Genomic DNA, 23,491 nt, shown 5'->3' with positions numbered 1-23,491 from the left:
GGCGGCGGGACGCCGGAACCGCACCTGCCCTGGTGGCGCTCCGCACCGCGGATCGCGGTGCTCACCACCGCCGTCGTGGTCGCCGTGATCGTGGCTGTCGTCCTCACCAACGGGGGCGGCGGCTCGAACAAGGGCGGCGAGGTCTTCCTCCAGGCCGCGAACAAGACCGGGCCCGACCCGTTCACGCCGTCGTCGGCGACGAACAGCTCCGTTCCGCCGCCCTCCAGGGAGCAGGGAACGGCCCCGGGTACGGGCCAGGGCACGGGTACGGCCACGGGCCAGGGCACCGCGACCGCTCCCGGCACGCCCACCGGCCGGGGGACCGCCACCGGCCGGGGCACCTCCACCGCCTCGGGCACCGCCCCCGGCAACGAGTCCGGGCCGGTCACCGCGGTGCGCGGCGTGGACGGCGGGTCGCCCGGCCTGTACAGCGGCATTCAGAAGTCGTCCCCCTGTGACGTCGAGAAGCAGATCAAGTACTTGGGGGCCGCCCCGTCCCGGAACAAGGCCTTCGCCTCGGTCGCCGGCGTCCAGCCGGGCTCCGTCCCCGGCTACCTGCGCTCCCTCACCCCCGTGCAGCTGCGCGCAGACACCCGCGTCACCAACCACGGCTACCGCGACGGGGGCGCCACCGACTACCAGTCCGTCCTGCAGGCGGGCACCGCCGTCCTGGTCGACAGCCACGGCGTGCCCCGGATGCGCTGCGCCTGCGGCAACCCGATGACCCCGCCGGTCGCGCAGAAGGGCACGCCCCGGCACACGGGCGACACCTGGGCGTCGTACCGGCCCTCGAACGTCGTCTTCATCGCTCCCGCGCGCCAGGTCATCAAGGTCTTCGTGATCTTCGACGTCCGTCATGACCAGTGGTTCCACCGCTACCGCGGCGACCACGGTCACCGGGACCAGTACTCCAGGCCGCCGTCGCACTGGGTCGACCCGGTGATCCCGCCGCCGCCCTGCAAGCCCGGCCAGACACGGCCGCCCGGCGGCTCCATGCCCCCGTGCGTGCCGGTGACGACCAGCGCGTCGCCGTCGACGCCCACCTCGTCGCCCTCGGGGACCTCGCCCTCGACGACCACGTCGTCCCCGTCGGGTACCTCGACGTCGCCGTCGGGCACGAACACTTCGCCGTCTTCGTCCGGTACGTCCGAGTCTCCGGGCTCCGAGTCGCCGTCGTCGAAGAAGCCGTCGTCGGAGTCGCCGTCGTCGGAGTCGCCGTCCTCCGAATCCCCGTCCTCGGAGTCCCCGTCGTCGGAGTCGCCCTCATCGGAGTCCCCGTCGTCGGAGTCGCCCTCGGCCGAGTCCCCGTCCCCTGAGTCGCCGTCCTCCGAGGCCCCTACCTCGCAGGAGCCGACCACGCAGGAGCCGACCACGGAGTCGGCGACGACATCGGGCCCCGAGTCCTCCGCCCCGGAGACCTCGGCGCCCGAGACCCGGACCACCAGCGAGGCCGGCTCCGAAACGGCCACGCAGCCGGCGGAGACGTCCGGCCAGCAGGAGACGTCAGGGCCTCAGGAGACGTCGAGTCCCCAGGAGACGTCCGGGCCTCAGGAGACCTCCGGGCCCCAGCAGCCGGAGCAGCAGCAGGAGCAGCAGCAGCCGGAGCAGCAGCAGGAGCAGCAGGAGTCCTAGGCGGAACCTCCCGGCACCCGAGCCGCCCGGCGGACATGTCCGATGTGCGCGGTGGGCGAACAGCGTCCGGGACTGTACGGCCCCTCTCGGGGTACGAGCACTGTTGCAGCAGTGACCGGCCAGGCCGGATTCCGAGAGAGACACGCATGACCGACCACCCGGACGAGGCAGTGATACCGACTGGTTTCGACGTGCCCGTGGAACCCCTGCGACGGGCGGCCCACTACACCGGCGAACCGGGGTGCATCGCCCAGGCACGGACCTTCGCCGAGCTCTTCCTCGACCAGCTCAGGAACGAATGGTGCGCCCTCATCGACGACCGGACCGACGGTGACCTGCTCCTGGTCGTCAGCGAGCTGGTCACCAACGCGGACCGGCACAGCAACGGCCCCTACATCCTGGAAATGGAGGGCACCGACACCGAGGTCACGGTGTCCGTCTACGACAGCAGCGCCGCCCTGCCGCGCCGCTTCCCGCGCGACCCCGAGCGCGTCGGCCGGCACGGACTGGAGATCGTGCACGCCCTGGCGGCGCGGGTGACCGCCGAACGCGTACCGGTCGGCAAGCGGGTGTGCGCGCAGGTGAGCATCGCTCACTGAGGCGCGCACACCACCGCCCGGGCATCGACGACCGGCGATCGCCGAACGGCGGCCGACCGGTCAGGCGCAGCCGAGTTCGCCCAGCATCCCCTGCCGGAGCCGGGCGATGATCCGCTTGATCAGACGTGAGACATGCATCTGGGAGCAGCCGAGCCGCTCGCCGATCTCCGCCTGGGTGGCCTCCTCCACGAACCGCAGATGGATGATCTCCCGGTCGCGGTCGCTGAGTTCGGCCATGAGCGGGGCGAGGGACTGGAAGTCCTCGACGAGCCGCAGCCCGTGCTCCTCCACGCCGATGAAGTCCGCGAGGACCGACTCGCCGTCCTCGGGTCCGTCGCCGGTGAGCGCGGCGTCCAGCGAGGCCGAGTTGTAGCCGTTGGAGGCGAGTTGGGCCTCGACCACCTCGTTCTCGGTGATGTTCATCAGCGTGGCCAGCTCGGCGACCGTCGGCTCGCGGTCCAGCCTGCTGGAGAGCTCCTCGCGCGCCTTGGCCAGCTCCACGCGCAGCTCCTGCAGCCGCCGCGGAACGTGCACGGCCCAGGTGGTGTCACGGAAGAACCGCTTGATCTCGCCGACGATGTACGGCAGCGCGAAGGAGGTGAACTCCACCTCGCGCGCCAGCTCGAACCGGTCGATCGCCTTGATCAGACCGATCATCCCGGTCTGGACGATGTCCTCCATGTCGTCGCCGCGGTTGCGGAACCGGCCGGCCGCGAACCGCACCAGCGACATGTTCATCTCGATCAGCGTGTTGCGCGCGTACTGGTACTCGTGCGTGCCCTCCTCCAGCACCGTCAGGCGCCGGAAGAACTCGCGTGACAGCTCTCGTGCGTCACGCGGAGCGATCGCGCTCGGGTCCTCGATGCCCGGCAGCGATCCCTCGCCCGCCCTGTCCTCGGTGCCCGTTTCGACGACCCCTGCTGCCGACCGGATCCCGGCGGTTTCCATTGCCTCTCCCACGTAAGTCACGTTTCGACGTCTGCCTCTTCGGCTTGGTGTGTTCCCGAGCCCTGCCCAGTTGTCGCGAGCGGCGGGTACCCGGAAGACCGCGTCCCATGCGTGCCTGGTGGTGCGGGTACCCGGAGTGACCCGGCCCATGCGCCCTGTGGACGGGCGTGGCGCAAAATGGGTGGCGCCGGCGGCGGACCTCCGCCGATGCTCAGCCGTATGACGGACATCACACAGTCGCAACACGCGCAGCCCGACCGGTCCTTCGGATGGTGGGACATGTTCGTCCGCCCCGAGGACGATCCGCGCAGCGACGGCGGATTCGTCGGGGAACTCGACACGCTCGTCGGCTATCTGCGCGACCAGCGGCTGACCCTGGAGATGAAGTGCGCGGGGCTGGACGCCGAGGCCATGGCCCGCCGTTCGGTGCCGCCGTCCAACCTCTCGCTGCTGGGCCTCGTACGCCACCTCGCCGACGTCGAACGGCACTGGTTCCGGCAGGTCATGGCCGGACAGGACGTACCCCGCCGCTACCGCACCGCCGAGGACCCCAGCGGCGACTTCGACGGCGCCGTGCCCGACCCCGAGGCGGTGGCCGAGGCATGGCGGTCCTGGCGGGCCGAGGTGGCCTTCGCCGAACGCTTCGTCGACGAGGCGTCCAGCCTCGACGTGACCGGCACGGACGGGGACGAGCCGATGGCCCTGCGCGAGATCCTGGTCCACATGATCGAGGAGTACGCCCGCCACAACGGCCACGCCGACTTCCTGCGGGAGCGGATCGACGGCCGGGTGGGGCAGTGACGGCGGCCCGTCCCGCCGCGACCGGCCCGTCCCGCGATTCCACCGAGGGCGCAACCGCGCGCCCTTCCCTGCGCACCCGGTGTTCATAGGCTGAGGAGATGACCGACCACGTGCCGAACGCAGCCCGCGTGATTCCCCTGCGCCCGGGGACCGCCCGCCCGCAAGCACCCGCCCCCGAGCCCAAGGAGCCCCTGTGGCGCGACCTCGTCGGTGACGTCCTGCGCCGGGAGCGCCAGGCGCAGGAGCGCACGTTGAGGGACGTCGCCGAACAGGCCCGGATCTCCCTGCCGTACCTCTCGGAGATCGAGCGCGGCCGCAAGGAGGCCTCCTCGGAGGTCCTCGCGGCCGCCGCCCACGCCCTCGGTCTGGGCCTCGGTGATCTGCTCTCCCTTGTCCAGGGCGAGCTGGTCCGGCAGGTCGACACGGGCCGCCGTGTGCCCACTTCGCCCTACCGGGGGCTGTGCCTGGTCGCCTGACGGCTCAGCCGGCGTTCTTCTCGCGCAGTTGCCGGAAGAAGGCCCGGACGTCGTCGGCCAGCAGGTCCGGCTCCTCCATGGCCGCGAAGTGACCGCCCCGGTCGAACTCCGTCCAGCGCACGAGGTTCTCCGTGCGCTCCGCCTTGTGCCGCAAGGGGAGCTGGATCTCGGCCGGGAAGAGGGCGATCGCGGTCGGGGTCGGCGAGGGCAGTTCCGGCGCCGCCGCGCGGCCGCTCGCGTGCGCCCGCTCGTAGTAGACGCGGGCGGACGACCCGGCGGTCCCGGTCAGCCAGTACAGCATCACGTTGGTGAGCATCCGGTCCCGGTCGACGGCCTCCTCCGGCAGCTCCTGGGAGTCCGTCCACTCCCGGAACTTCTCCACGATCCAGGCGAGCTGGCCGACGGGGGAGTCCGTCAGGCCGTACGCCAGGGTCTGCGGCCGCGTCGACTGCTGGACGGCGTACCCCGTACCCTCCCGCGACCACTCGGCCCACCGGCGCCACGAGGTGAGCGTGCGCTCCCGTTCCTCGGGGGTGAGTTCGGCCAGTTCCTCGGCCGTGGGCTCGGTGGCCGCCTGCGCGCCCGGCAGCAGGTTGAGGTGGACGCCGATGACCCGGTCGGGGTGCGCGCGGCCCAGTTCGCGGGAGATCGCGGCGCCCCAGTCGCCGCCCTGGGCGCCGAAGCGCTCGTAGCCGAGACGACGCATGAGCTCCGCCCACGCGTCGGCGATGCGGCCCGCCTCCCACCCGGTCTGCGTGGTCGGGCCGGAGAGTCCGAAGCCCGGGATGCTCGGGACCACGACATGGAACGCGTCGGCCGGGTCGCCGCCGTGTGCCGCCGGGTCGGTGAGCGGTCCGACGACGTCGAGGAACTCGACGATCGAGCCCGGCCAGCCATGGGTGATGATCAGCGGGGTGGCGTCCGGCTGCGGGGAGCGGACGTGCGCGAAGTGGACGTCGGCCCCGTCGATCGTGGTGAGGAACTGCGGCCACTCGTTGAGCCGCGCCTCCGCCGCCCGCCAGTCGTACGTGTGCCGCCAGTACCCCACGAGTTCGCGCAGGTAGTCCGCCGGCGCGCCGTACGCCCAGGCCGTGCCTGGCAGTTGGTCCGGCCAACGGGTGCGGTCGAGGCGGTCGTGGAGATCGTCGAGGTCGGTCTGCGGGATCGCGATACGGAACGGACGGATGCTCTCGGCGGGCGAAGACGTCATGATCCGGATGCTAATCCGAGCTTCCTTGGACCCGTCCGGATTAATGGGCCGCCCGAGCGATGAGTTCTCGGGCGGGCACCGGTCCACACTGATGACCGAGTTCCACGCCCCAGGAGGTAGCTCATGGCCACCGACGGTTTCACCACGTGCCTCTGGTTCGACGACCAGGCCGAGGAGGCCGCCCACTTCTACGTCTCGATCTTCAAGAACTCCGCCGTCGGCAGGGTCGCCCGCTACCCCGAGGGCGCCCCCCGTCCCGCCGGCACCGTGATGACCGTCGAGTTCACGGCCAACGGCAGCAAGTTCGTCGCGCTCAACGGGGGACCGGAGTTCAAGTTCAACGAGGCGATCTCCTTCCAGATCTTCTGCGCGAACCAGGAGGAGATCGACTTCTACTGGACCAAGCTCACCGAGAACGGCGGCGAGCCCGGGCCCTGCGGCTGGCTCAAGGACCGGTTCGGAGTGTCCTGGCAGGTCGTCCCGGACCGGCTCGACGGCATGATCAGCGACCCGGACCCGGAGAAGGCGACCCGCGCGACCAAGGCGATGCTCTCGATGGGCAAGCTCGACATCGCCGCCCTGGAGAAGGCGTACGCGGGGGAGTGAGCATCCGCCGGGGCCCGCGCCGGCCGGCCCGCGTGGGCCGGTCCGTGCCGACCGGTTCGGGCCCCTACGCGGATTCCGCGAGGATCTCCCGGATCACATGCCGTGAGTTCTCCGCCAGCACCGGGTTGGTCTCCCAGTAGTACGGCAGCTGGATGAGGGAGATCGACAGCGCCCAGCCGCGGCCGCGCGCCCACTCGGCGTCGTCGGCGCCCACGGCCCGGCGGAAGGTGTCCCGGGCGGCCGCGGGCAGCAGGTTCCAGGCCACGATCAGATCGACGGCCGGATCGCCCACCCCCACACAGTCGAAGTCGATCACGGCACTGAGCCGGCCGTCCGCGACCAGGACGTTCCCGGGGCCCAGGTCGCCGTGCGCCCAGACGGGCGGACCGGTGTGCTCCGGGGCGCGCAACGCCTCCGCCCAGCGATCGGTGACCGCCGCGGTGTCCACCCGGCCCGCCAACCGCGCGACGGCCTCGCGGGTGGCCGTGTCCCGGGCCGCCAGGGGGACGCCCCGGTGGCCGGGCGGTCCCTCGCGCGCGTCGATCCGGCGCAGCGCGCGGACGAACGCGGCGAGGTCCTCGGCGAGCGGTCCGGGCCGCTCGACGGCCCCGGCGACCGGGTTGCGCCCGTCGAGCCAGCGATAGACGGACCAGGGCCAGGCGAAGCCCGCGCCGGGTCCGCCCCGCCCCAGCGGCTCGGGTGTGGGCACGGGCAGCAGCGGCGAGAGCCGGGGCAGCCAGCGCTGCTCGTGCGCCACGCTCGCGACGGCACCCGGATACCTCGGCAGTCGTACGACCATGTCCGCGCCCAGCCGGAACATCGCGTTCTCGGTCCCGGCGGACCTCAGCCGCTCCGCGGGCAACGACCCCCACCGCGGGAACTGCCCGGCGACCAGGCGCCGGACCAGCGAGGTATCGATGTCGACCTCGTCCTCACGCATCTTCACCGCACACATCCGGCCCATTCCAGCGCCGGGCGGGCCCGCTGTCGACCGAATTTCGAGGCATGCCGAGGGGGCGGTGTCCCGCGACACCGCCCCCGGGCGAACCGGCCGCGCTCAGACCCGGTCGGCCGCGATCATCAGGTACTGGAAGCTGCCGTTGCGGTACGCGGACAGGAACGTGTCCTCGATCCCCGTCACCAAGTGGTCCGCCTGCCGGCGCAGTTCCCAGTAGGGGATCGCCGCCTCGGTCAGGTCCTGCACATGGACCGGCACCAGACGGTTGCGGGCCATGGCCCGGAAGTAGGCCGACCTCGGATGGATGTCGCAGATGTAGTGGGCGTTGATGAGGGACACCTCGCGCGAGGCCCGTCCGTAGGTGTCGTTGTAGCAGCCGGTGACCACCACGTAGCGTCCGCCGCGGCGCAGCACTCGGGCGTGCTCGGCGAACAGCAGGTCCAGCTCCACGTACATGGAGGACTCGTTGTTCCACGAGGCCGCGTACGCGCCGGACTCGAAGCCGGTGTCGAGCATGTTGCGGTGGTGGTAGCGCACCTTGTCGTCGATGCCCCGCCTGCGCGCCGTCTCGTTGGCGAACTCGGCCTGCTTGGCGGAGATGGTGACGCCGTCGGCGTGGCAGCCGTACCGGAGGTTCGCCACCACGCTGCCGCCGCCGCGCCCGCAGCCGGCGTCGAAGACGCGGTCGGCGGGGGCCAGCGGGCCGAGCTGGGAGGCGAGGAGTTCGGCCTGGGCGTGCTCGAGCCGGTGCAGTTCGGCGGTGACCCGCTCCCGGCGCAGGGTGGAGTCCGGTTCGTCGAGCACCGCCCAGTCGGCCTCGCCGATGCCGTAGTGATGGTGGTAGAGGTCGTCGATCTTTCCGAGTTCGAGGTTGACCGGGTTCTCCTCGGCGTTCCAGTAGTCCGCGACGCGGGTCTGGTACGTGGACTGGGTCGGTACCGGTGCGGTCGTGGTCCGGGCGACGGGTGCGGTGGTCAACAGTGACTCCTCGTGATGCGTCTGACGGCGTTTCGAAGATCCCCGGGTCACCAGTAGTCGGGGAGGTGGTAGCGGTGGGTATTGGTGGAGTGCCACTCGTGGTTGCCGGACACCCAGGCGGCGAGCCCCTGGGCGTAGCGCTCCACGAGGGGCGAGGTGGCGGACAGGACGGCGGACTCCTCCTCGAAGGCCTCCATGATCCGGTTGTGGATCCCCACGGACCTCAGATAGGCGGCCTTCAGCCCGCACCGCTCGTTGGCGGCCACGACCTGCGGCAGGTTGAGGTGATCCGGGTCGCTCGCCAGTTCCTTGGTGAAGGAGTAGAGGTCGTTGACGATGGTGGTGGCGTTGCAGGCGAGCGCCGTGATCCGCTGGACCTCCGGGCGGGCGTAGAGCTGTTCGGGCAGTTCGTAGCCGTCCACGGCGTCGACGATCGACAGACAGGGCCGGAAGTTGTTGAACTGCCGCATCACCAGGTACTCCCAGACCCGCGGGGTGTACCGGGACTCCATCCAGGCGGCCTCGCCCAGGTAGCCCAGGTGCAGCCGGGCCATGTCGTGCACGAACCGGTCGGTCTGGCTGGGGGTCGCGAAGGTGGCGTAGTCGGCGAGAGCGAACTGGTACGAGCGCAGCGGTCCGTCGGCCCGCAGGCCCTCGCGCCACTGTTCCTCCAGCTCCGGGACGCCGTGGAAGGGGTCGAGCGCCGACTGCGCGATGATCAGCGGGCCGCCCAGACCGCGCCGTGATCCGCCCCGGCCCTCGTCCTCCTCGCAGTAGCAGGAGTCCACGATGTTCTCGGCGAGCAGCAGCTTGCCGGCCCCGGTCAGGCGGTCCAGGTCCAGGGCGCCCGGATGCTGGAGCACGACGGCCCGGCCGAACTGGAAGCCGGAGAAGTCCCCCTTCCAGGCCTGCGGGAACAGATCGAGGTCACGGGCCCAGGCCTCCAGCCGGCGGTCGATCTCGGCGGCCTTCTCCGGGTCGGCGGGCGCGGCCGGCCGGTGGTGCAGTCCGGGGATCACTCCGGTGCGCCGGGTCGGGCGCATGGTCCGGGCGATGTCCGGCGGCCCGGGCAGCGTGTAGGAGTGGGTGGGTGAGCTCATGGTGTGCTCCAGGCCGTCAGTCGGCGGTCCGGCCGATCTGGACGTTTTCGAGGATCCCCGCCGCGTCCGGGACCAGGATGGCCAGCGAGTAGTAGGCGGTGACTAGGTAGCTGATGATCGCGGCGGAGTCGATGCCCATGAACCGGACGTTCAGGCCGGGTTGGTACTCCTCGGGGATGCCGGTCTGGTGGAGGCCCACGACTCCCTGGTCGGCCTCTCCGGTGCGCAGCGCGATGATGCTGCTGGTGTGCTCGTCGGTGATCGGGATCTTGCCGCAGGGGAAGATCGGGACTCCGCGCCAGGCGGGGATCTCGTGCCCGTCGACGTTCGCCGTGCCGGGCACCAGGCCGCGCTTGTTGCACTGCCGGAAGAACGCCGCGATGGCCTTCGGATGGGCGAGGAGCACCTTGGTCTTGCGGCGCATGGAGATCAGCTCGTCCATGTCGTCCGGGGTCGGCGGGCCGGTGAACGTGCTGACGCGCTGTCCGTAGTCGACGTTGTGCAGCAGCCCGAACTCCCGGTTGTTGACCAGCTCCCACTCCTGGCGCTCGCGGATCTCCTCCACGGTCAGCCGGATCTGCTGCTCGGTCTGGTTCATCGGGTCGTTGTAGAGGTCGGCGACCCTGGTGTGCACCCGCAGCACGGTCTGGGTGAGCGACAACTCGTACTCGCGCGGGGCGAGTTCGTAGTCGACGAAGGCGCCGGGCAGGGTCGGCTCGCCGACGTGGCCGGCCTGCAGCGGGACCTCCGCCTCGCCCTTGCGGTTCATCGGCCTGAGCTGCCGCTCCACATAGGACCGCAGGTGCTCGGCGAGGGAGGGCACCCGGTCCGTGAACTCCTCGACGACCGCCCAGGACAGTGCCAGCACCACGCCCGAGGTCTCGGCCCGGACCGAGGTGAGCCACAGCGGGTCCGACTGGCCGATCGCCTCGTCGCCCATCTGGTCGCCGTCGGTGACGACGCCGATGAGCTCCTCCTCGCCGTACTTGCCGGCGGTGTAGCGGGTGAACCGGCCGTGGACGACGAGGTAGGACTCCGTGACGGGCTGTCCGGCCTCGAACAGGACCTGTCCCGGCCGGACATGACGGGGCTGGAACCGGGTGGCGATCTCCCGCAGCACCTCCGTGTCGGGGTAGCCGCGCAGCACGGGCAGTTCGGTCAGCGTCTCGGGGATGACCCGGATGTCGTCGGCGCCGTTGTGCTCGAAGTGCACCCGCCCCCGGCCGGTACTCAGCTGGAGGCGCCGGTTGACGCGGTACGCGCCGCCCTTGACGTCCACCCACGGCAGGGACTTCAGCAGCCACCGGGAGGTGATGGCCTGCATCTGGGGTTCGGACTTGGTGGTCGTGGCGAGCTGGCGTGCGGCCCTGGTGCTGAGACTGGTGAGCTGCGCCGCGGACGCGGGCTCGGGGGCTGGTTCGTCGACGGCGGAACCGGCGGCGCTGTCCGGTGTGGACACATTCCCTCCCGGGAGGTGAACGGGGTGACCGGATCGGTCGGTGGTGAGCGAGTTGGTCGTGCGCTTGGACCAGCGAAACAGCCGGAAGTGATCTCCCGGTACGGCGTGAAGGGGGCGGTTTCATGATCTGGTGGTGTAAACATCCCGGTTGTCGCGCACGGCGCGGGCGTACGTGATCACGCGCCGGTGTTCCGCCCCGGCACCCGGTGCTGCCTCGGGTTTCGCCTCAGGAGAGATCGTTCACCAGCACCGCCGCCCCGTCGAAGCGGCCGGCCTTGAGGTCCCTGAGCGCCTGGGGAGCCTGTGACAGCGGATACGTGTGCGTCGTCGCGCTGACGTCGTGCAGCGCCGCCTTCGCCAGGAACTCGCGGCCGTCCGCCCGGGTGTTGGAGGTGACGCTGCGCAGTTCCTTCTCGTAGAACAGGTCGGTCTCGTAGTGCAGGGTCGGTACGTCGGTCAGATGGATGCCGGCGACCGCCAGGACCCCGCCCCGGTCCAGCGCCCGCAGCGCGACCGGGACCAGGTCGCCGACCGGGGCGAACAGGATCGCGCTGTCCAGGAGCTCCGGCGGCAGGTCGTAGGCGTCGCGGGCCGAGGCGGCGCCCAGGTCGAGGGCCAGCCGCCGGGCGTCCGCGCCACGGGTGAGGACGTGCACGGTGGCACCTTCGGCGAGGGCGACCTGCGCGCACAGATGGGCGCTGCCGCCGAACCCGTACAGCCCGAGGCGGCCGCCCGGCGGCAGCGCGGCGCGCAGCAGCGCGCGGTAGCCGATGATCCCGGCGCACAGCAGCGGCGCCGGCGCCACGTCGTCCAGGGCGCCCGGCAGCCGGTAGGCGAAGTCGGCCGGGACCGTCGTGTACTCCGCGTAACCGCCGTCCGCGTCCCACCCCGTGTACTCCGACCGCGGGCACAGGTTCTCGGCGCCCCGCAGGCAGTAGTCGCACTCGCCGTCGGTGTGCCGCAGCCAGGCCACCCCCACCCGATCACCCACCGCGAAGCCCTCGACCGAGGCCCCGGTCCCGGAGACGACGCCCACCACCTCGTGGCCCGGTGTCACCCCGGGCCGGCGCACGGGCAGGTCCCCCTCGGTGACATGCAGGTCGGTCCGGCACACCCCGCAGGCGCGCACATGGACCAGGAGCTCGTCGTCGGCGGGTACGGGCACCGGCCGCTCGACGAACCGGAGGGGCTCCCCCTCGACCGGTCCGGGGCGGTCCACCGACCACGCCCGCATCGTCGCCGCCGTCATCGGGTCCGTCATGCCGTGCCCCGTCCTGCCGAAGGCCGCCGTCTCCGCTCTCCCAGTGTCGAACAGACCGACTGGTTCGGCGCGCGGGCCGACCGGGGGATGGCTAGCGTGAGTTTCGGACAGTCCGTCTCACCCGAGAGGGCCACGACCATGGCCGTGCAACCTGAAGGAACCCCCTGCTGGGCCGATGCGATGTTCAGCGACGTCGAGGGAGCCAAGAGCTTCTACGGCGACGTCCTCGGATGGACCTTCGGCGAGTCGTCGTCGGAGTACGGCAATTACACCCAGGCCTATGTGGACGGCCATGCGGTGGCGGCCGTCGTCCCGCCCATGCAGGGGCAGGAGGGCCAGTCGCAGTGGTGCCTCTATTTCGCCTCGCCCGATGCCGCCGCCACCGCCACCAGGATCCGTGAGAACGGCGGCGAGATCCTGATGGAGCCGATGCAGGTCGGCGAGTTCGGCACGATGTGCCTGGCCCGTGAGCCGAGCGGAGCCGTGTTCGGGGTGTGGCAGGCGGGCGTCCACGAGGGCTTCGAGGCCAGGGAGGTGCCCGGCGCCTACTGCTGGGCCGAGGTCTTCACCCGGGAGCCCGAGACGGCGGACCCCTTCTTCACCACCGTCTTCCCCTATACCGCGCAGCAGATCGAGGACGACGCGGTGGATTTCCGGATCTTCAATCTCGACGAGAACGCGGTCCTCGGCCGGATGAAGATGACGGAGGAGTTCCCGCCCGAGGTGCCCTCGTACATCAATGTGTACTTCGCCGTCGCCGACTGCGACGAGGCGGTCGCCAAGGCCACCAAGCTCGGCGCCGTCCTCCGGTTCGGGCCCATGAGCAGTCCCTTCGGCCGGTTCGCGGCGCTCAGCGATCCGCAGGGCGCGAACTTCTCGGTGATCGACGTCACGACCACGGAAGGGGACATGCCCCGGACCACGGACGTCTGACCGGGGCCCGGGCGTCCCACCGCGACGGGCTGCGACGGGCCGCGACCTCGGCGACCGGCCGGTCCGCGGCGTCGTGGCATGATCGTGCCCATGCGTGAACGAGTTGTGGCCGCGTGCGACGGGGCTTCGAAGGGAAACCCCGGACCGGCGGGCTGGGCCTGGGTGGTGTCCGACGACTTGGCGACCCCGGCTCGCTGGGAGGCGGGGCCGCTCGGCCGTGCGACCAACAACGTCGCCGAACTGACGGCGCTGGAGCGCCTGTTGGCGGCGACCGACCCCGGCGTGCCGCTGGAGGTCCGGATGGACTCGCAGTATGCGATGAAGGCGGTCACCACCTGGCTGCCGGGCTGGAAGCGCAACGGCTGGAAGACCTCCGCCGGCAAGCCGGTCGCCAATCAGGAGCTGGTGGTGCGCATCGACGAGCTGCTCGACGGCCGCTCCGTCGAGTTCCGCTACGTCGCCGCCCACCAGGTCGACGGCGACCCGCTCAACGACTTCGCCGACCGCGCGGCCAGCCAGGCGGCCTCGGCGCAGGAGTCCGCGGGCAGCGCCCTCGGCTCGCCGGAGCCGCCGCCGTCGTCCCCCGCCGCGGCGTCCGCCGCCCCGCGCCGCAAGACGCCCCGCAAGCAGGCCGGCGGCTCCTCCGCCCGGACGATCAAGGCGAAGTTCCCCGGCCGCTGCGTGTGCGGCCGCTCCTACGCGGCCGGCGAGTCCATCGCCAAGAACACGCAGGGCTGGGGCCACCCGGAGTGCCGTACCGCCGAGGCCTGATCAGACGTCGAAGGTGTAGAACGACGTGTGGTCCAGCAGATCCACCGGACGCACGGTGTTCCACGGCTTCATCGTCTCGTTCAGGTCCACCACGTCCGGCGTCCCGGCGGCCGGCACGTAGCCGGCCCCCGGGTGCCGGCGCTGCCACTCGGCCCACAGCTTGTCGATGTAGGCGTGGTGCATCCAGAACACCGGGTCGTTGGGGGAGACACCGGTGGCCATCTGGCCGCCGACCCACACATGGACCCGGTTGTGCAGGTTGACCCCGCGCCAGCCCTCCAGGTGGTTGCGGAAGCCGTCCGAGGCGCTGTTCCAGGGCGCCATGTCGTACGTCGCGATCGACAGCACCGACTCGACCTCGGCGCGGGTGGGCAGCTCGCGCACGGCGGTGCCGAGCGACCGGCGCAGGAACGTACGGCCGTCGACGCGCACATTGATCGGCCAGTTGCCGCTCGACCCGGCGAACGGCCCGTCCGTCACCCGGCCGTCCGAGCTGCGCCCCGTGCCGCCCAGGAAGTCCGGCGCCCAGAGCGAGGCGCGCACCGTGCGGTCGGTGCTCCAGTCCCAGTACGGCAGCGCCACCGACGCGTCCACCGACTGCAGCGCCTGCTCGAAGTCGAGCAGGAATCTGCGGTGCCAGGGCAGGAAGGACGGCGAACGGTGCCCGGTCCGCTCGCTGTTGTCGGTGTCGGACATGATGAAGGCGTTGTGCGTCCTGACGAACTCGTCGTAGCGCCCGTTGCGCTTGAGTTCCAGCAGGGCGGCGACGAACCGCCGCTTCTCGTCGGCGGTCAGGCTGGCCTGGTTCTTGCGTACGGTCATGGTGCGGGTACTCCGGATGTCCTGGCGGGGGCGGTCAGTTGGCGGGGAACGGGAGGAGCGCGGCGCCCTGCAGCTCGTCCACCGCGGCACGGGCGGCGGCGCGCGGGGTGGGCACCGGGTCGTAGTGGCTGACGACGCTGATCCAGCTGCCGTCGGCGTTCCGCATCACGTGCAGCTCCACCCCGTCGACGAACACGGAGTACCCGCCGCCGTGCTCGTGGTGGTGACCGCCACCGGTCGTCGGACGCCCCTGTATCCGGCGGCCCTTGTAGACCTCGTCGAAGGCCGAGGGGGAGCCGGGCCGGTGCCCCGTGTGCTCGTTGTGTCCGGTGTGTCCGGTGTGTTCTTCGTGCCCGGCCGAGGTGGCCGGGGCGGCGGAGGCGGAAACGGCGAGGGCCTGGGCTCCGGCCGCGACGGTGAGGGCGGCCGCGGCGGTGAGCGCGCGGCGACGGCTGAGTTCGGGCATGCGGGATCTCCTGGACGTTTGTCGGGAGGTGACTCCGTATGCCTATCGGCTCGCGCGAGACCGGGAGAAATCGCCCGGAGTCGGTTGGCCGTGATCCGGACAAGTGCCAACATGTCATGCAGAGTTGAACAAAGATGATCTTGCTGCGGATGAGGATCTTCATGCCCGGAATGGGGAATTCCTTGCCGACAGGAGGTGGTTTCCGGTGATCTTTCGCGGGCGGCACCCGGGCGAGTGGCGCGGCTCACCGCGCCAAACTGACGCGATCCGAAAGCCCGGCATCCCGCCCTCGCCCTGTTACCCTGCGGTCCCGTTCGACTGCGTCGAGTGATTTCGCCGAGTGGCTTCAGGGGTGTGCGCGTGAAGGTCGTCTGCGTCGGGGGCGGGCCCGCCGGCCTGTACCTCTCGATCCTGCTCAAGCGGCAGGACCCGTCCCACGACATCACCGTCCACGAACGCGACCCGGAGGGATCGACCTACGGCTGGGGAGTGACGTACTGGCGCAGCCTGCTCGACAAGCTCGACGCGCACGACCCCGAGTCGGCGCGCGCCGTCGAGGAGCACTCCGTCCGCTGGAGCGACGGCGTCGCCCACGTACGGGACCTGACGACCCGGCACCACGGCGACCAGGGCTTCGGCATCGGCCGCCACCAGCTCCTCGCCCTGCTCGCCGAGCGCGCCCGCTCGCTCGGTGTACGGCTGGAGTACGGGAGCGAGATCACCGCCGTGCCGGCCGGCACCGACGCCGACCTCGTCGTCGCCGCCGACGGCGTGCACAGCGCGCTGCGCGGCCGGCACGCCGACCACTTCGGCACGGCGGCCGACTCCGGCCGCAACCACTACATCTGGCTCGGCACCACCAAGGTCTTCGACGCCTTCACCTTCGCCTTCGTCGAGACCGGCCACGGCTGGATCTGGTGCTACGGCTACGGCTACAGCGGCGAGCACGGCACCTGCGTCGTCGAGTGCGCCCCCGAGACCTTCACCGGCCTCGGACTGGACCGCGCCGACGAGGCCGACGGGCTCGCGCTCCTGGAGAAGCTCTTCGCCGGAGTGCTCGACGGCCACCCCCTGATCGGCCGCTCCCCGGCCGACGGCAGCGCCCGGTGGCTGACCTTCCGCACCCTCACCAACCGCACCTGGTACCGCGACAACCTCGTCCTGCTCGGCGACGCCGCCCACACCACCCACTACTCCATCGGCGCCGGCACCACCCTCGCCCTGGAGGACGCCATCGCCCTGGCCGACGCCCTGCGCGCACCCGGTTCCCTCCCGGCGGCCCTGGCCGGCTACGAGCGCCGGCGCAGGTCCGAGCTGCTGTCCGTGCAGAGCGCGGCCCGCCACAGCGCCCAGTGGTACGAGAACCTGCCCCGCTACATCCACCTGCCCCCGCACCGGATGTTCGCCCTGCTCGGCCAGCGCCACTCGCCGCTGCTGCCGTACGTCCCGCCGCAGCTGTACTACGGCCTCGACAAGGCCTGCGGACAGCTGGAGGCGCTGCGCAGGCTGAAGCGGTGGCTCGGGCCGCGGGCCGCGCGGGCCCTGCACGCCCGCTCCTCGGGCGTGCGCGAGCGGAGCGACCTCGGGCGCGGCGCCCGCGAACAACCAAGGAAAACTTGGTGAATGACCATTCACTCGCTAGGGTGAATTCGTATTCACCAGCCGATGCCTGCCGCCGACGGAGTGCCGATGGACCAGACCGCGCCGATATCCGTCCAGCCCGAGCGGAGCCGGCCGACCATCGCGGTCCTGGCCTTCGGCGGCATCCTCATGGCCGTCATGCAGACCGTGGTCGTCCCGCTGCTCCCGGACCTGCCGCGGCTGACCGGCTCCTCGCCGGGCGCGGTCTCCTGGATGGTGACGGCCACCCTGCTCGCCGGGGCCGTCCTCACCCCGGTGCTCGGCCGGGCCGGCGACATGTACGGCAAACGGCGGGTGCTGATGGCGGCCCTCGCGCTGATGACCGTCGGCTCGGTCCTGTGCGCGCTCTCCTCCGACATCGGGGTCCTCATCGCCGCCCGCGCGCTCCAGGGCGCCGCCGCGGCCGTCGTGCCCCTGTCCATCAGCATCCTGCGGGACGAACTGCCGCCCGAGCGGCGGGGCTCGGCGGTCGCGCTGATGAGCTCCACCGTCGGCATCGGCGCCGCCCTCGGCCTGCCGCTCGCCGCGCTGGTCGTGCAGTACGCCGACTGGCACACCATGTTCTGGCTGACCAGCGCGCTCGGCGCCGCGGGCGTGACGGCCGTGTGGTGGGCCGTGCGGGAGTCCCCGGTGCGGGAGCCGGGCCGGTTCGACGCCCTCGGCGCGCTGGGCCTGGCCGTCGGACTGACCTGCCTGCTGCTGGGGGTCTCCCAGGGCGGGCAGTGGGGGTGGACGAGCGGCCGGATCCTCGGCCTCTTCCTCGCGGCGCTCGTCGTCCTCGCCCTGTGGTGGTGGCAGCAACTGCGCACCCGGCAACCGCTGGTCGACCTGCGGCTGGCGTGGCACCCCCGGGTGGGGCTCTCCCATGTGGCGGCACTGCTGACCGGGTTCGCCTTCTACGCCAACTCGCTGGTGACGGCCCAGCTCGTGCAGGCGCCGAAGGCCACCGGATACGGGCTCGGGCTGTCGATCGTCGCCACCGGCCTGTGCCTACTGCCCGGCGGCGTCACCATGCTGCTCTTCTCGCCCCTGTCGGCCCGCATCTCGGCGGCCCGCGGCCCACGCGTCACCCTCGCCCTGGGGGCCGCCGTCATCGCCTGCGGCTACGCGGTGCGCATCGCCGACAGCCGCGACCTGTGGATGATCATCCTCGGGGCCACGGTGGTCGCGACCGGCACCACGCTCGCCTACTCGGCGCTGCCCACCCTGATCCTGCGTGCCGTCCCGGCCGGGCAGACCGCCTCCGCCAACGGCGTCAACGTCCTGATGCGCACCATCGGCCAGGCCACCTCCAGCGCGGCCGTCGCCGCCGTCCTGGTGCACCACACCAGCCCGGTCGGCGGGGCCCCGGTGCCCACGCTGCACGGCTACCTGCTGGCCTTCGCGATGGCGGCGGCGGTCGCCCTCGCGGCCTCGGCCGCGGCCCTGTCGATCCCCGGGGACGCGCCCGGCGACGGCCCCCGCTCCGCCCCCGGCGGCACCCGGGGCGCGCGCGACCAGGCGATGGAGGGAGCATGAGTGCCGTGAGCACTCCACCCGGCACCTCCCCGCCCGCGCCCGCCCGCCGGGACGCCGAGGCGACCAAGGCGGCCATCCTCAAGGCGGCCCGGTACCTCCTCGCCCGGCACGCCCACGCCGACATCACCCTCAAGGCGGTCGCCGAACGCGCCGGTGTCAGCCCCCCGTTGATCCTGAAGTACTTCGGCAACAAGGACGCCCTGTTCGCCCGCGTCATGTCCTTCGAGACCGACGCGGCGAGCCTCCTCGACGCCCCTCTGGAGGGCCTCGGCCGGCACATGGTCCGGCACGTCGTGCGCAGCCAGCGCGAGCGGGGCGCCGACCCCCTGCTGCGCATCGCCTTCGCGCCCCTGCACGGCGACCAGGGCGAGATCCTGCGCGCCAACTTCCGCGCCCAGGTCACCGAACGGCTCGCCGAGCGCCTCGACGGCCCCGACGCGGGGCTGCGCGCCGAACTCGCCGTCGCGGCGCTCCTCGGCCTGGGCGTGATGTACGGCATCGCCCGCGGCAGCCACCTGCGCGCGACCTCCCCCGACGACATCGCCGACCGCTACGGCCCCGTCGTACAGGAGCAGTTGACGCCCCTGCGGTGAGCCGCGCGTGATCCGGGGGCGCGGGGCAGGCAACCGGAGCGGTGCGTTCCGCGTGGGTCCTGGACAGGTGACAGACTGGCGTCATGGACGAACGCGTAATCGGCAGGTCGGGTCAGCGGGCATCGGTCGTCGGCCTCGGCACATGGCAGCTGGGCGCCGACTGGGGCGACGTGGACGACAAGGAGGCCCTCGCCGTACTGGAGACGGCGGCCGAGGCGGGGGTGACCTTCTTCGACACCGCCGACGTGTACGGCGACGGGCGCAGCGAGGAGACCATCGCCGCCTTCCTGAGCGGCAGGCCGGACCTGCACGTGCTGGTCGCCACCAAGATGGGCCGCCGCGTCGAGCAGATCCCGCAGAACTACGTCCTCGACAACTTCCGCGCCTGGAACGACCGTTCGCGCCGCAACCTCGGCGTCGACCGCATCGACCTGGTGCAGCTGCACTGCCCGCCGACCCCGGTCTACTCCTCGGACGAGGTGTTCGACGCCCTCGACACCCTGGTCGAGGAGGAGCGCGTCGCGGCCTACGGCGTCAGCGTGGAGACCTGCGCGGAGGCGCTCACCGCGATCGCACGGCCGAACGTCGCGAGCGTGCAGATCATCCTCAACCCGTTCCGCATGAAGCCGCTGCGCGAGGTGCTCCCGGCCGCCCGGGAGGCGGGCGTCGGCATCATCGCGCGCGTGCCGCTCGCCTCCGGCCTGCTGACCGGCAAGTACACCAAGGACACGGTCTTCGCGGCGAACGACCACCGCACCTACAACCGGCACGGAGAGGCCTTCGACCAGGGCGAGACCTTCTCCGGCGTCGACTTCGCCACCGGCGTCGAGGCGGCCGCCGAGTTCGCCGCGCTCACCCCCGAGGGCTGGACCCCCGCCCAGACGGCCCTGCGCTGGATCGTCGAGCAGCCCGGTGTCACCACCGTGATCCCGGGCGCCCGCTCGCCGGAGCAGGCCCGGGCCAACGCGGCCGCCGCCAAGCTCCCGCCGCTGCCCGAGGAGACGGTCACGGCGATCCGGGACCTGTACGAGCGCCGGATCAAGGACCAGGTGGAGGGCCGCTGGTAGGACGCCCCGACCGTTTGAAGGATCGGCGCGACGGTTACCCGCTCCCCATGGAGCGGGTGGAAGCGCGGCCGACCGGGCGCGACGAGACCGAGGAGGAGCGAGCCGACCGTATGTGGGGCGAGCTCATCCAGGAGGTCCGCGTCGCGCAGACCGGTGTGCAGATCCTCTTCGGCTTCCTGCTCACCGTGGTCTTCACCCCTAAGTACGCCGACCTGCCCCATACCGACCAGGTCATCTACATCGTGACCGTGGTCCTCGGCGCCTGCGCGACCGGCGCCCTGATCGGCCCCGTCTCCCTGCACCGCGTGGTCGCGGGGAGGCGCGTGAAGCCCCAGGCGGTACGGCTGGCGTCCCGGATGACCTTCGTCGGGCTGGTCCTGCTGCTCGCCACCATGACCTCCTCGCTGCTGCTCATCCTGCGGGTGGCGACCCACGACGCCTTCGTGCCCTGGCTGGTCGCGGCCGTGGTCGCCTGGTACCTGGTGTGCTGGTACGGGCTGCCGCTGTGGTCACGCCGCCGGCACACGACGCGCTGACTCAAGGGCCGCCAGCTGCCGGTCGTGCACCCGGCTGAGCAGCAGCAGCGACAGGACGGCCCCGATCAGGGCGCAGAACATGTCCCACTGCGTGTCCCAGACGTCTCCCTGGGTGGCGAGGAACGCGTCCGCCGAGTGCCCGCCGGCCTCCGCCGCCGCCCACTCCAGGAGCTCGAAGAAGGCGCTGAAGGCGAGGCAGGCGCACACGGTCAGCGGGGCCAGCCAGCGGCTGCCGCGCAGCGGCGAGGTGCGGCTGAGCAGCTCCCGTACCAGCACGGCCGGGACGAAGCCCTGCATCAGATGGCCGAAGCGGTCGTACGGATTGCGGTCCAGGCCGAACGTGTCGCGCGCCCAGTCGCCCAGCGGCACCTGCGCGTAGGTGTAGTGGCCGCCCAGCGCGAGGACCAGCGCGTGCACGGCGAGCAGCCCGCACAGCAGCCCGGTGAGCGGGAAGCGGCGCCAGGTCAGGACCACCAGCGGCAGCCCGACCAGCACCCACACCGTCTCCAGGAACCACGTCGTGCGATCCCGCGCGCCCCAGGCGGACAGGGCCATGCCGGCGACGACCACCCCGGCCGCGAGGACGGGCAGGGTGAGGCGTGGGGAGCGGCGCGGGGAGGTGTGCACTGCGGCCATGGCGGACTCCTTGTCGTGGGAGCCCCATCGTGGCCGAGCGGTCCGGGCGGGACATGAGTACGGCTACTCAGCCCGCGGCGAGGATTTCCGCCAGGAGGTCGTCGACGCGGACCTCCTCCCGGCCCGGCGCCACGACCTCCCGGCTCTCGCGCAGGAACGCGGCGACGGCGGGCGCCCACGCGTGCACGACCGCGTGGTGGCGGCCGCCGTCGGGCCGGGCATCGCCGAGGAACTCCAGGCGCAGCTCCTGCCACATGCCGGTGGACACGGGCCGCAGCCGTACGTCCCCGACGCCGACCGGCCCGCGCAGCCCGTCGGCGAGCAGCTGCCGGTCCAGCCGCCAGCGGGCCAGCACATGCCCGTCGTGGGCGAAGACCGCGGTGACGGCGAACGGGTCGTCGGCGTCGTACATCAGGTGGGCGAGCACGCTGCAGCGGCCCGTGCCGCCCGCCTGGAGCTGCACCACGAGGGTCTTGTGCACGAAGGTGTTCACGCGTGGGCCTCCGAGGACGGTCGACGTAGTGTCCTCTAGTACCCCTCTCGTGCCCGGGATGCTCACTCGTCGCGTTGATTTTCCCGAGCGCCGCGCAGCGCGGTGAGGCAGCTGCCGATGGCCTGCTGGAGTTCTTCGAGGCGCTGGACCATGTCGTCCTCGTAGTAGTCCTGGGCGTCGTCGAAGGTGAGCTCCTCGAACGCGCGGGTCGCCTTCTGCAGGCTGTTGTAGAACTTCGTCCGCCGTTCCGTGACCCGCAGTTCCGGGTCGGCCTCGACGGTCTCGGTGACGAGGGACTTCATCGTGTCGTAGGCCTCGGTGGCCCACTCGCCGCAGTCCTCGCCGTCGTCCAGCTCGTCGATGAGCGACAGGTGCCGCTCGGCCTCCTGGCGCACCTCGACGGGCGCGTCCACGGTCTGCCCGGCGGGCGTCCTGATCTGTCCCGACTCGGCGATCTGGCGCACGTAGCCGATCCGGTCCGCCGACCGGCTCTCGCTGGCCACGGCCTTCTTCAGGTCGTCGGTGCGGACGACGTCCCGCGCCAACTCGGCCTGCAGCTCGGGGTCTTCGCGCACCCGGTCCAGCAGGGCCGTACGGGCGGCCCGGGCGGTGGACGGGTCGGCGAGGATCGCGGCGCGCAGGGCGGTGGGGTTCTCCGCGACTTCGAGGGCCTTGGTGGGCCGGATGCCCTCGGCCTCGGCGGCCTCGGCGATGGCGGTGCCGCGCTCGGAGGTGGCGCTGGAGCGGGAGACGTAGTAGCCCAGCCACACGTCCGCGTCCGGCAGTTCGACCTCCTGGCCCGGTGCCAGCTCCTCGAAGTGGGGGACCAGACCGTCGTCGGCGGCCCGGTCCCAGGCCTTGTAGTAGCGCATGACCCGCTCGGCGGAGCACCCGGCGAGCTCCGCGAACTCCTTCGCCGACACCTTCGCCGTCTCGTCCGCGCCCTGGCCGCCGGGCCGTACGCTGCGCGCCACCATCAGCGCGAAGGTCCAGCCTCCGGTCCGCGCGTAGACCCCGAACTCGCGCGCGTCCCGCGCCACGAGGTCGGACAGGGGTGCCGGAGACATCTGAGACACCGCAGACGCCTGGGACACTGCGGACGTCTCGGACGGGTCGATCGCTAGGGTCACGGATGACTCTCCTGGGAGCGGGGCGGGTTGGTCTGCGCGGGCGCAGAACGGCAGCCTATATGGCCCATTGCGTCGCTTTGGCGGACCCCGCCGGATCAGTTCGCCGGTTCCCGGAAGGTCTGGAGGAAGGTCTTCAGGGCCAGTCGGTCGGTGGTGCCGTCGAAGGACGTGGCCGGGGCCGTGAAGCGCAGGGAGAAGCTGCGGTGCCCGCCGATGAGGAAGCCACGGCCGAAGGTGCGTGTGCCGTTCTTCGCGGACCCCTCGAGCCACTCCATGTCGGCGGCCTTGTGGCCCCGGTAACTGGTCGCCTTGATGGCGCCGATCAGCCGGAAGCCGAGGAGCTTGCGCAGGCCGGGCTGGACCTCGTCCCGCCAGACGGCGACCGGGTCGGGACCCACGCGCGCGCTGTAGGTGACCGCCAGGGTGCGCGGGTCGTCGCCGCCCGGACCGAAGGTCACGCGGAACGCCTGGTTGCCCGCGCGCTTGGTCTCCAGCCGCTGCCAGCCGGCGGGAAGGGCCACCGAGAAGCCCTCCGGGGCGGTGTAGCGCCTGAAGCCGGCGGGCAGCGCGTTCGCCGGGGCCGGCTTCGAGGCGGACGGCGTGGCCGAGGGGGAGGCGCTCGGCCGGGCGGAGGGCGAGGCGGTCCCGGGACGCGCGGGCGCGGCGGTGCGGCTCGGCGCGGGCGAGGGACGCGTCGCGTGGCCGTCGGGGCGGGCGTCGCCGGAGGCGGCCGTGGCGGACGGCCGGGGTGCCTCGGCCGCCGTGCCGGTGCTGTCGGTGCCGGGCAGCCCGCGGGTGCCGGCGAGCACGGCGGCCGACACGGTGGCGACGGCCAGCGCGGTCCCGGCGAGCATGGT

Annotated in this window: 24 protein-coding genes and 1 pseudogene; 12 read left to right on the top strand and 13 right to left on the bottom strand. The window is 72.0% G+C overall.

Annotation, left to right across the window (positions count from 1 at the left end; translation table 11 throughout):
• Together IPZ69_RS40635 and IPZ69_RS40630 are read left to right on the top strand one after the other, a co-directional pair.
• Positions 1-1,632: DUF6777 domain-containing protein (locus tag IPZ69_RS40635; RefSeq protein WP_374295562.1), on the top strand; the 1,632-nt coding region annotated here is incomplete at its 5' end.
• A 146-nt stretch (positions 1,633-1,778) separates the two neighbouring features.
• On the top strand, positions 1,779-2,231 hold the full coding sequence (locus IPZ69_RS40630) for an ATP-binding protein (RefSeq protein WP_235459777.1): 453 nt from the start codon (positions 1,779-1,781) through the stop codon (positions 2,229-2,231).
• A gap of 60 nt (positions 2,232-2,291) precedes the next feature.
• Here the strand turns inward: IPZ69_RS40630 and IPZ69_RS40625 are convergent, their stop codons facing one another.
• Complete coding sequence (locus IPZ69_RS40625) at positions 2,292-3,179, bottom strand: RNA polymerase sigma factor SigF (protein WP_235459776.1); 888 nt, start codon at positions 3,177-3,179, stop codon at positions 2,292-2,294.
• A 219-nt stretch (positions 3,180-3,398) separates the two neighbouring features.
• Between IPZ69_RS40625 and IPZ69_RS40620 the strand changes: the two genes are divergently transcribed.
• Entirely contained in the window at positions 3,399-3,980 is a 582-nt protein-coding gene (locus IPZ69_RS40620; protein WP_374295557.1) for a DinB family protein, read from the top strand.
• 98 nt (positions 3,981-4,078) lie between these two features.
• Positions 4,079-4,456 (top strand): helix-turn-helix domain-containing protein, encoded by a 378-nt coding sequence (locus IPZ69_RS40615; RefSeq protein WP_235459775.1) that lies wholly within the window; start codon positions 4,079-4,081, stop codon positions 4,454-4,456.
• 4 nt (positions 4,457-4,460) lie between these two features.
• Here IPZ69_RS40615 and IPZ69_RS40610 read toward each other — a convergent pair whose 3' ends face one another.
• The gene (locus tag IPZ69_RS40610) at positions 4,461-5,666 is read right to left on the bottom strand and encodes an epoxide hydrolase family protein (RefSeq protein WP_235459774.1); all 1,206 of its coding nucleotides are present in this window, start codon (positions 5,664-5,666) and stop codon (positions 4,461-4,463) included.
• 123 nt (positions 5,667-5,789) lie between these two features.
• Between IPZ69_RS40610 and IPZ69_RS40605 the strand changes: the two genes are divergently transcribed.
• Positions 5,790-6,272: a VOC family protein gene (locus IPZ69_RS40605; RefSeq protein WP_235459773.1), complete on the top strand. Its 483-nt coding sequence runs from the start codon at positions 5,790-5,792 to the stop codon at positions 6,270-6,272.
• Positions 6,273-6,336: 64 nt separating this feature from the next.
• On the opposite strand, the gene IPZ69_RS40600 is transcribed toward IPZ69_RS40605, so the two are convergent.
• The 5 genes from IPZ69_RS40600 to IPZ69_RS40580 all read right to left on the bottom strand — a co-directional run bounded on the left by IPZ69_RS40600 (position 6,337) and on the right by IPZ69_RS40580 (position 12,001).
• Positions 6,337-7,227, bottom strand: a complete 891-nt coding sequence (locus tag IPZ69_RS40600; protein ID WP_235459772.1) for an aminoglycoside phosphotransferase family protein — start codon at positions 7,225-7,227, stop codon at positions 6,337-6,339.
• A gap of 102 nt (positions 7,228-7,329) precedes the next feature.
• Positions 7,330-8,208 carry a geranyl diphosphate 2-C-methyltransferase gene (locus tag IPZ69_RS40595; RefSeq protein WP_235459771.1) on the bottom strand — a complete coding sequence of 293 codons (879 nt, stop codon included), beginning with the start codon at positions 8,206-8,208 and terminating at the stop codon, positions 7,330-7,332.
• Positions 8,209-8,255: 47 nt separating this feature from the next.
• Positions 8,256-9,308, bottom strand: a complete 1,053-nt coding sequence (locus tag IPZ69_RS40590) for a family 2 encapsulin nanocompartment cargo protein terpene cyclase (protein WP_235459770.1) — start codon at positions 9,306-9,308, stop codon at positions 8,256-8,258.
• Positions 9,309-9,324: 16 nt separating this feature from the next.
• On the bottom strand, positions 9,325-10,767 hold the full coding sequence (locus IPZ69_RS40585) for a family 2B encapsulin nanocompartment shell protein (protein ID WP_235459769.1): 1,443 nt from the start codon (positions 10,765-10,767) through the stop codon (positions 9,325-9,327).
• A 226-nt stretch (positions 10,768-10,993) separates the two neighbouring features.
• Entirely contained in the window at positions 10,994-12,001 is a 1,008-nt protein-coding gene (locus IPZ69_RS40580; protein WP_235459778.1) for a zinc-binding alcohol dehydrogenase family protein, read from the bottom strand.
• Between the two features lie 165 nt (positions 12,002-12,166).
• Here IPZ69_RS40580 and IPZ69_RS40575 point away from each other — a divergent pair, with 165 nt between their 5' ends.
• Both IPZ69_RS40575 and IPZ69_RS40570 read left to right on the top strand, forming a co-directional pair.
• A complete protein-coding gene (locus tag IPZ69_RS40575; protein ID WP_235459768.1) occupies positions 12,167-12,961 on the top strand; it encodes a VOC family protein in 795 nt (264 codons plus the stop codon).
• A 78-nt stretch (positions 12,962-13,039) separates the two neighbouring features.
• Positions 13,040-13,732 (top strand): ribonuclease H family protein, encoded by a 693-nt coding sequence (locus IPZ69_RS40570; protein WP_235459767.1) that lies wholly within the window; start codon positions 13,040-13,042, stop codon positions 13,730-13,732.
• Here the strand turns inward: IPZ69_RS40570 and melC2 are convergent, their stop codons facing one another.
• Together melC2 and melC1 are read right to left on the bottom strand one after the other, a co-directional pair.
• Positions 13,733-14,554 carry a tyrosinase MelC2 gene (melC2, locus tag IPZ69_RS40565; protein WP_235459766.1) on the bottom strand — a complete coding sequence of 274 codons (822 nt, stop codon included), beginning with the start codon at positions 14,552-14,554 and terminating at the stop codon, positions 13,733-13,735. It lies immediately after the preceding gene.
• Between the two features lie 34 nt (positions 14,555-14,588).
• Complete coding sequence (melC1, locus tag IPZ69_RS40560; RefSeq protein ID WP_235459765.1) at positions 14,589-15,020, bottom strand: apotyrosinase chaperone MelC1; 432 nt, start codon at positions 15,018-15,020, stop codon at positions 14,589-14,591.
• A gap of 360 nt (positions 15,021-15,380) precedes the next feature.
• Here melC1 and IPZ69_RS40555 point away from each other — a divergent pair, with 360 nt between their 5' ends.
• From IPZ69_RS40555 to IPZ69_RS40535, 5 genes are all read left to right on the top strand, one after another.
• Positions 15,381-16,643, top strand: coding sequence for an FAD-dependent monooxygenase (locus IPZ69_RS40555; protein WP_235459764.1), 1,263 nt, complete (start codon positions 15,381-15,383; stop codon positions 16,641-16,643).
• 66 nt (positions 16,644-16,709) lie between these two features.
• Positions 16,710-18,179, top strand: a complete 1,470-nt coding sequence (locus IPZ69_RS40550) for an MFS transporter (RefSeq protein WP_235459763.1) — start codon at positions 16,710-16,712, stop codon at positions 18,177-18,179.
• Positions 18,176-18,772, top strand: coding sequence for a TetR/AcrR family transcriptional regulator (locus IPZ69_RS40545; protein ID WP_235459762.1), 597 nt, complete (start codon positions 18,176-18,178; stop codon positions 18,770-18,772). Before IPZ69_RS40550 ends, IPZ69_RS40545 begins: the two co-directional genes overlap by 4 nt.
• An 83-nt stretch (positions 18,773-18,855) precedes the next feature.
• Positions 18,856-19,839, top strand: coding sequence for an aldo/keto reductase (locus IPZ69_RS40540; protein WP_235459761.1), 984 nt, complete (start codon positions 18,856-18,858; stop codon positions 19,837-19,839).
• 47 nt (positions 19,840-19,886) lie between these two features.
• Entirely contained in the window at positions 19,887-20,375 is a 489-nt protein-coding gene (locus IPZ69_RS40535; RefSeq protein WP_235459760.1) for a DUF6328 family protein, read from the top strand.
• On the opposite strand, the gene IPZ69_RS40530 is transcribed toward IPZ69_RS40535, so the two are convergent.
• The 4 genes and pseudogenes from IPZ69_RS40530 to IPZ69_RS40515 all read right to left on the bottom strand — a co-directional run.
• Positions 20,349-21,011, bottom strand: coding sequence for a DUF2238 domain-containing protein (locus IPZ69_RS40530; RefSeq protein ID WP_235459759.1), 663 nt, complete (start codon positions 21,009-21,011; stop codon positions 20,349-20,351). The genes IPZ69_RS40535 and IPZ69_RS40530 overlap by 27 nt on opposite strands.
• A gap of 67 nt (positions 21,012-21,078) precedes the next feature.
• Positions 21,079-21,504 carry an SsgA family sporulation/cell division regulator gene (locus tag IPZ69_RS40525; protein WP_235459758.1) on the bottom strand — a complete coding sequence of 142 codons (426 nt, stop codon included), beginning with the start codon at positions 21,502-21,504 and terminating at the stop codon, positions 21,079-21,081.
• Between the two features lie 62 nt (positions 21,505-21,566).
• The gene (locus IPZ69_RS40520) at positions 21,567-22,571 is read right to left on the bottom strand and encodes a hypothetical protein (RefSeq protein WP_235459757.1); all 1,005 of its coding nucleotides are present in this window, start codon (positions 22,569-22,571) and stop codon (positions 21,567-21,569) included.
• Between the two features lie 158 nt (positions 22,572-22,729).
• Positions 22,730-23,491 (bottom strand): annotated as a pseudogene (locus IPZ69_RS40515) (serine/threonine protein kinase); the annotation flags it as partial.

This window comes from Streptomyces olivochromogenes (assembly GCF_021538895.1).
Taxonomy (GTDB): domain Bacteria; phylum Actinomycetota; class Actinomycetes; order Streptomycetales; family Streptomycetaceae; genus Streptomyces; species Streptomyces olivochromogenes_A.
Note: the sequence above shows the minus strand (reverse complement) of the source record. Positions and strands in the feature narration are given on the sequence as shown.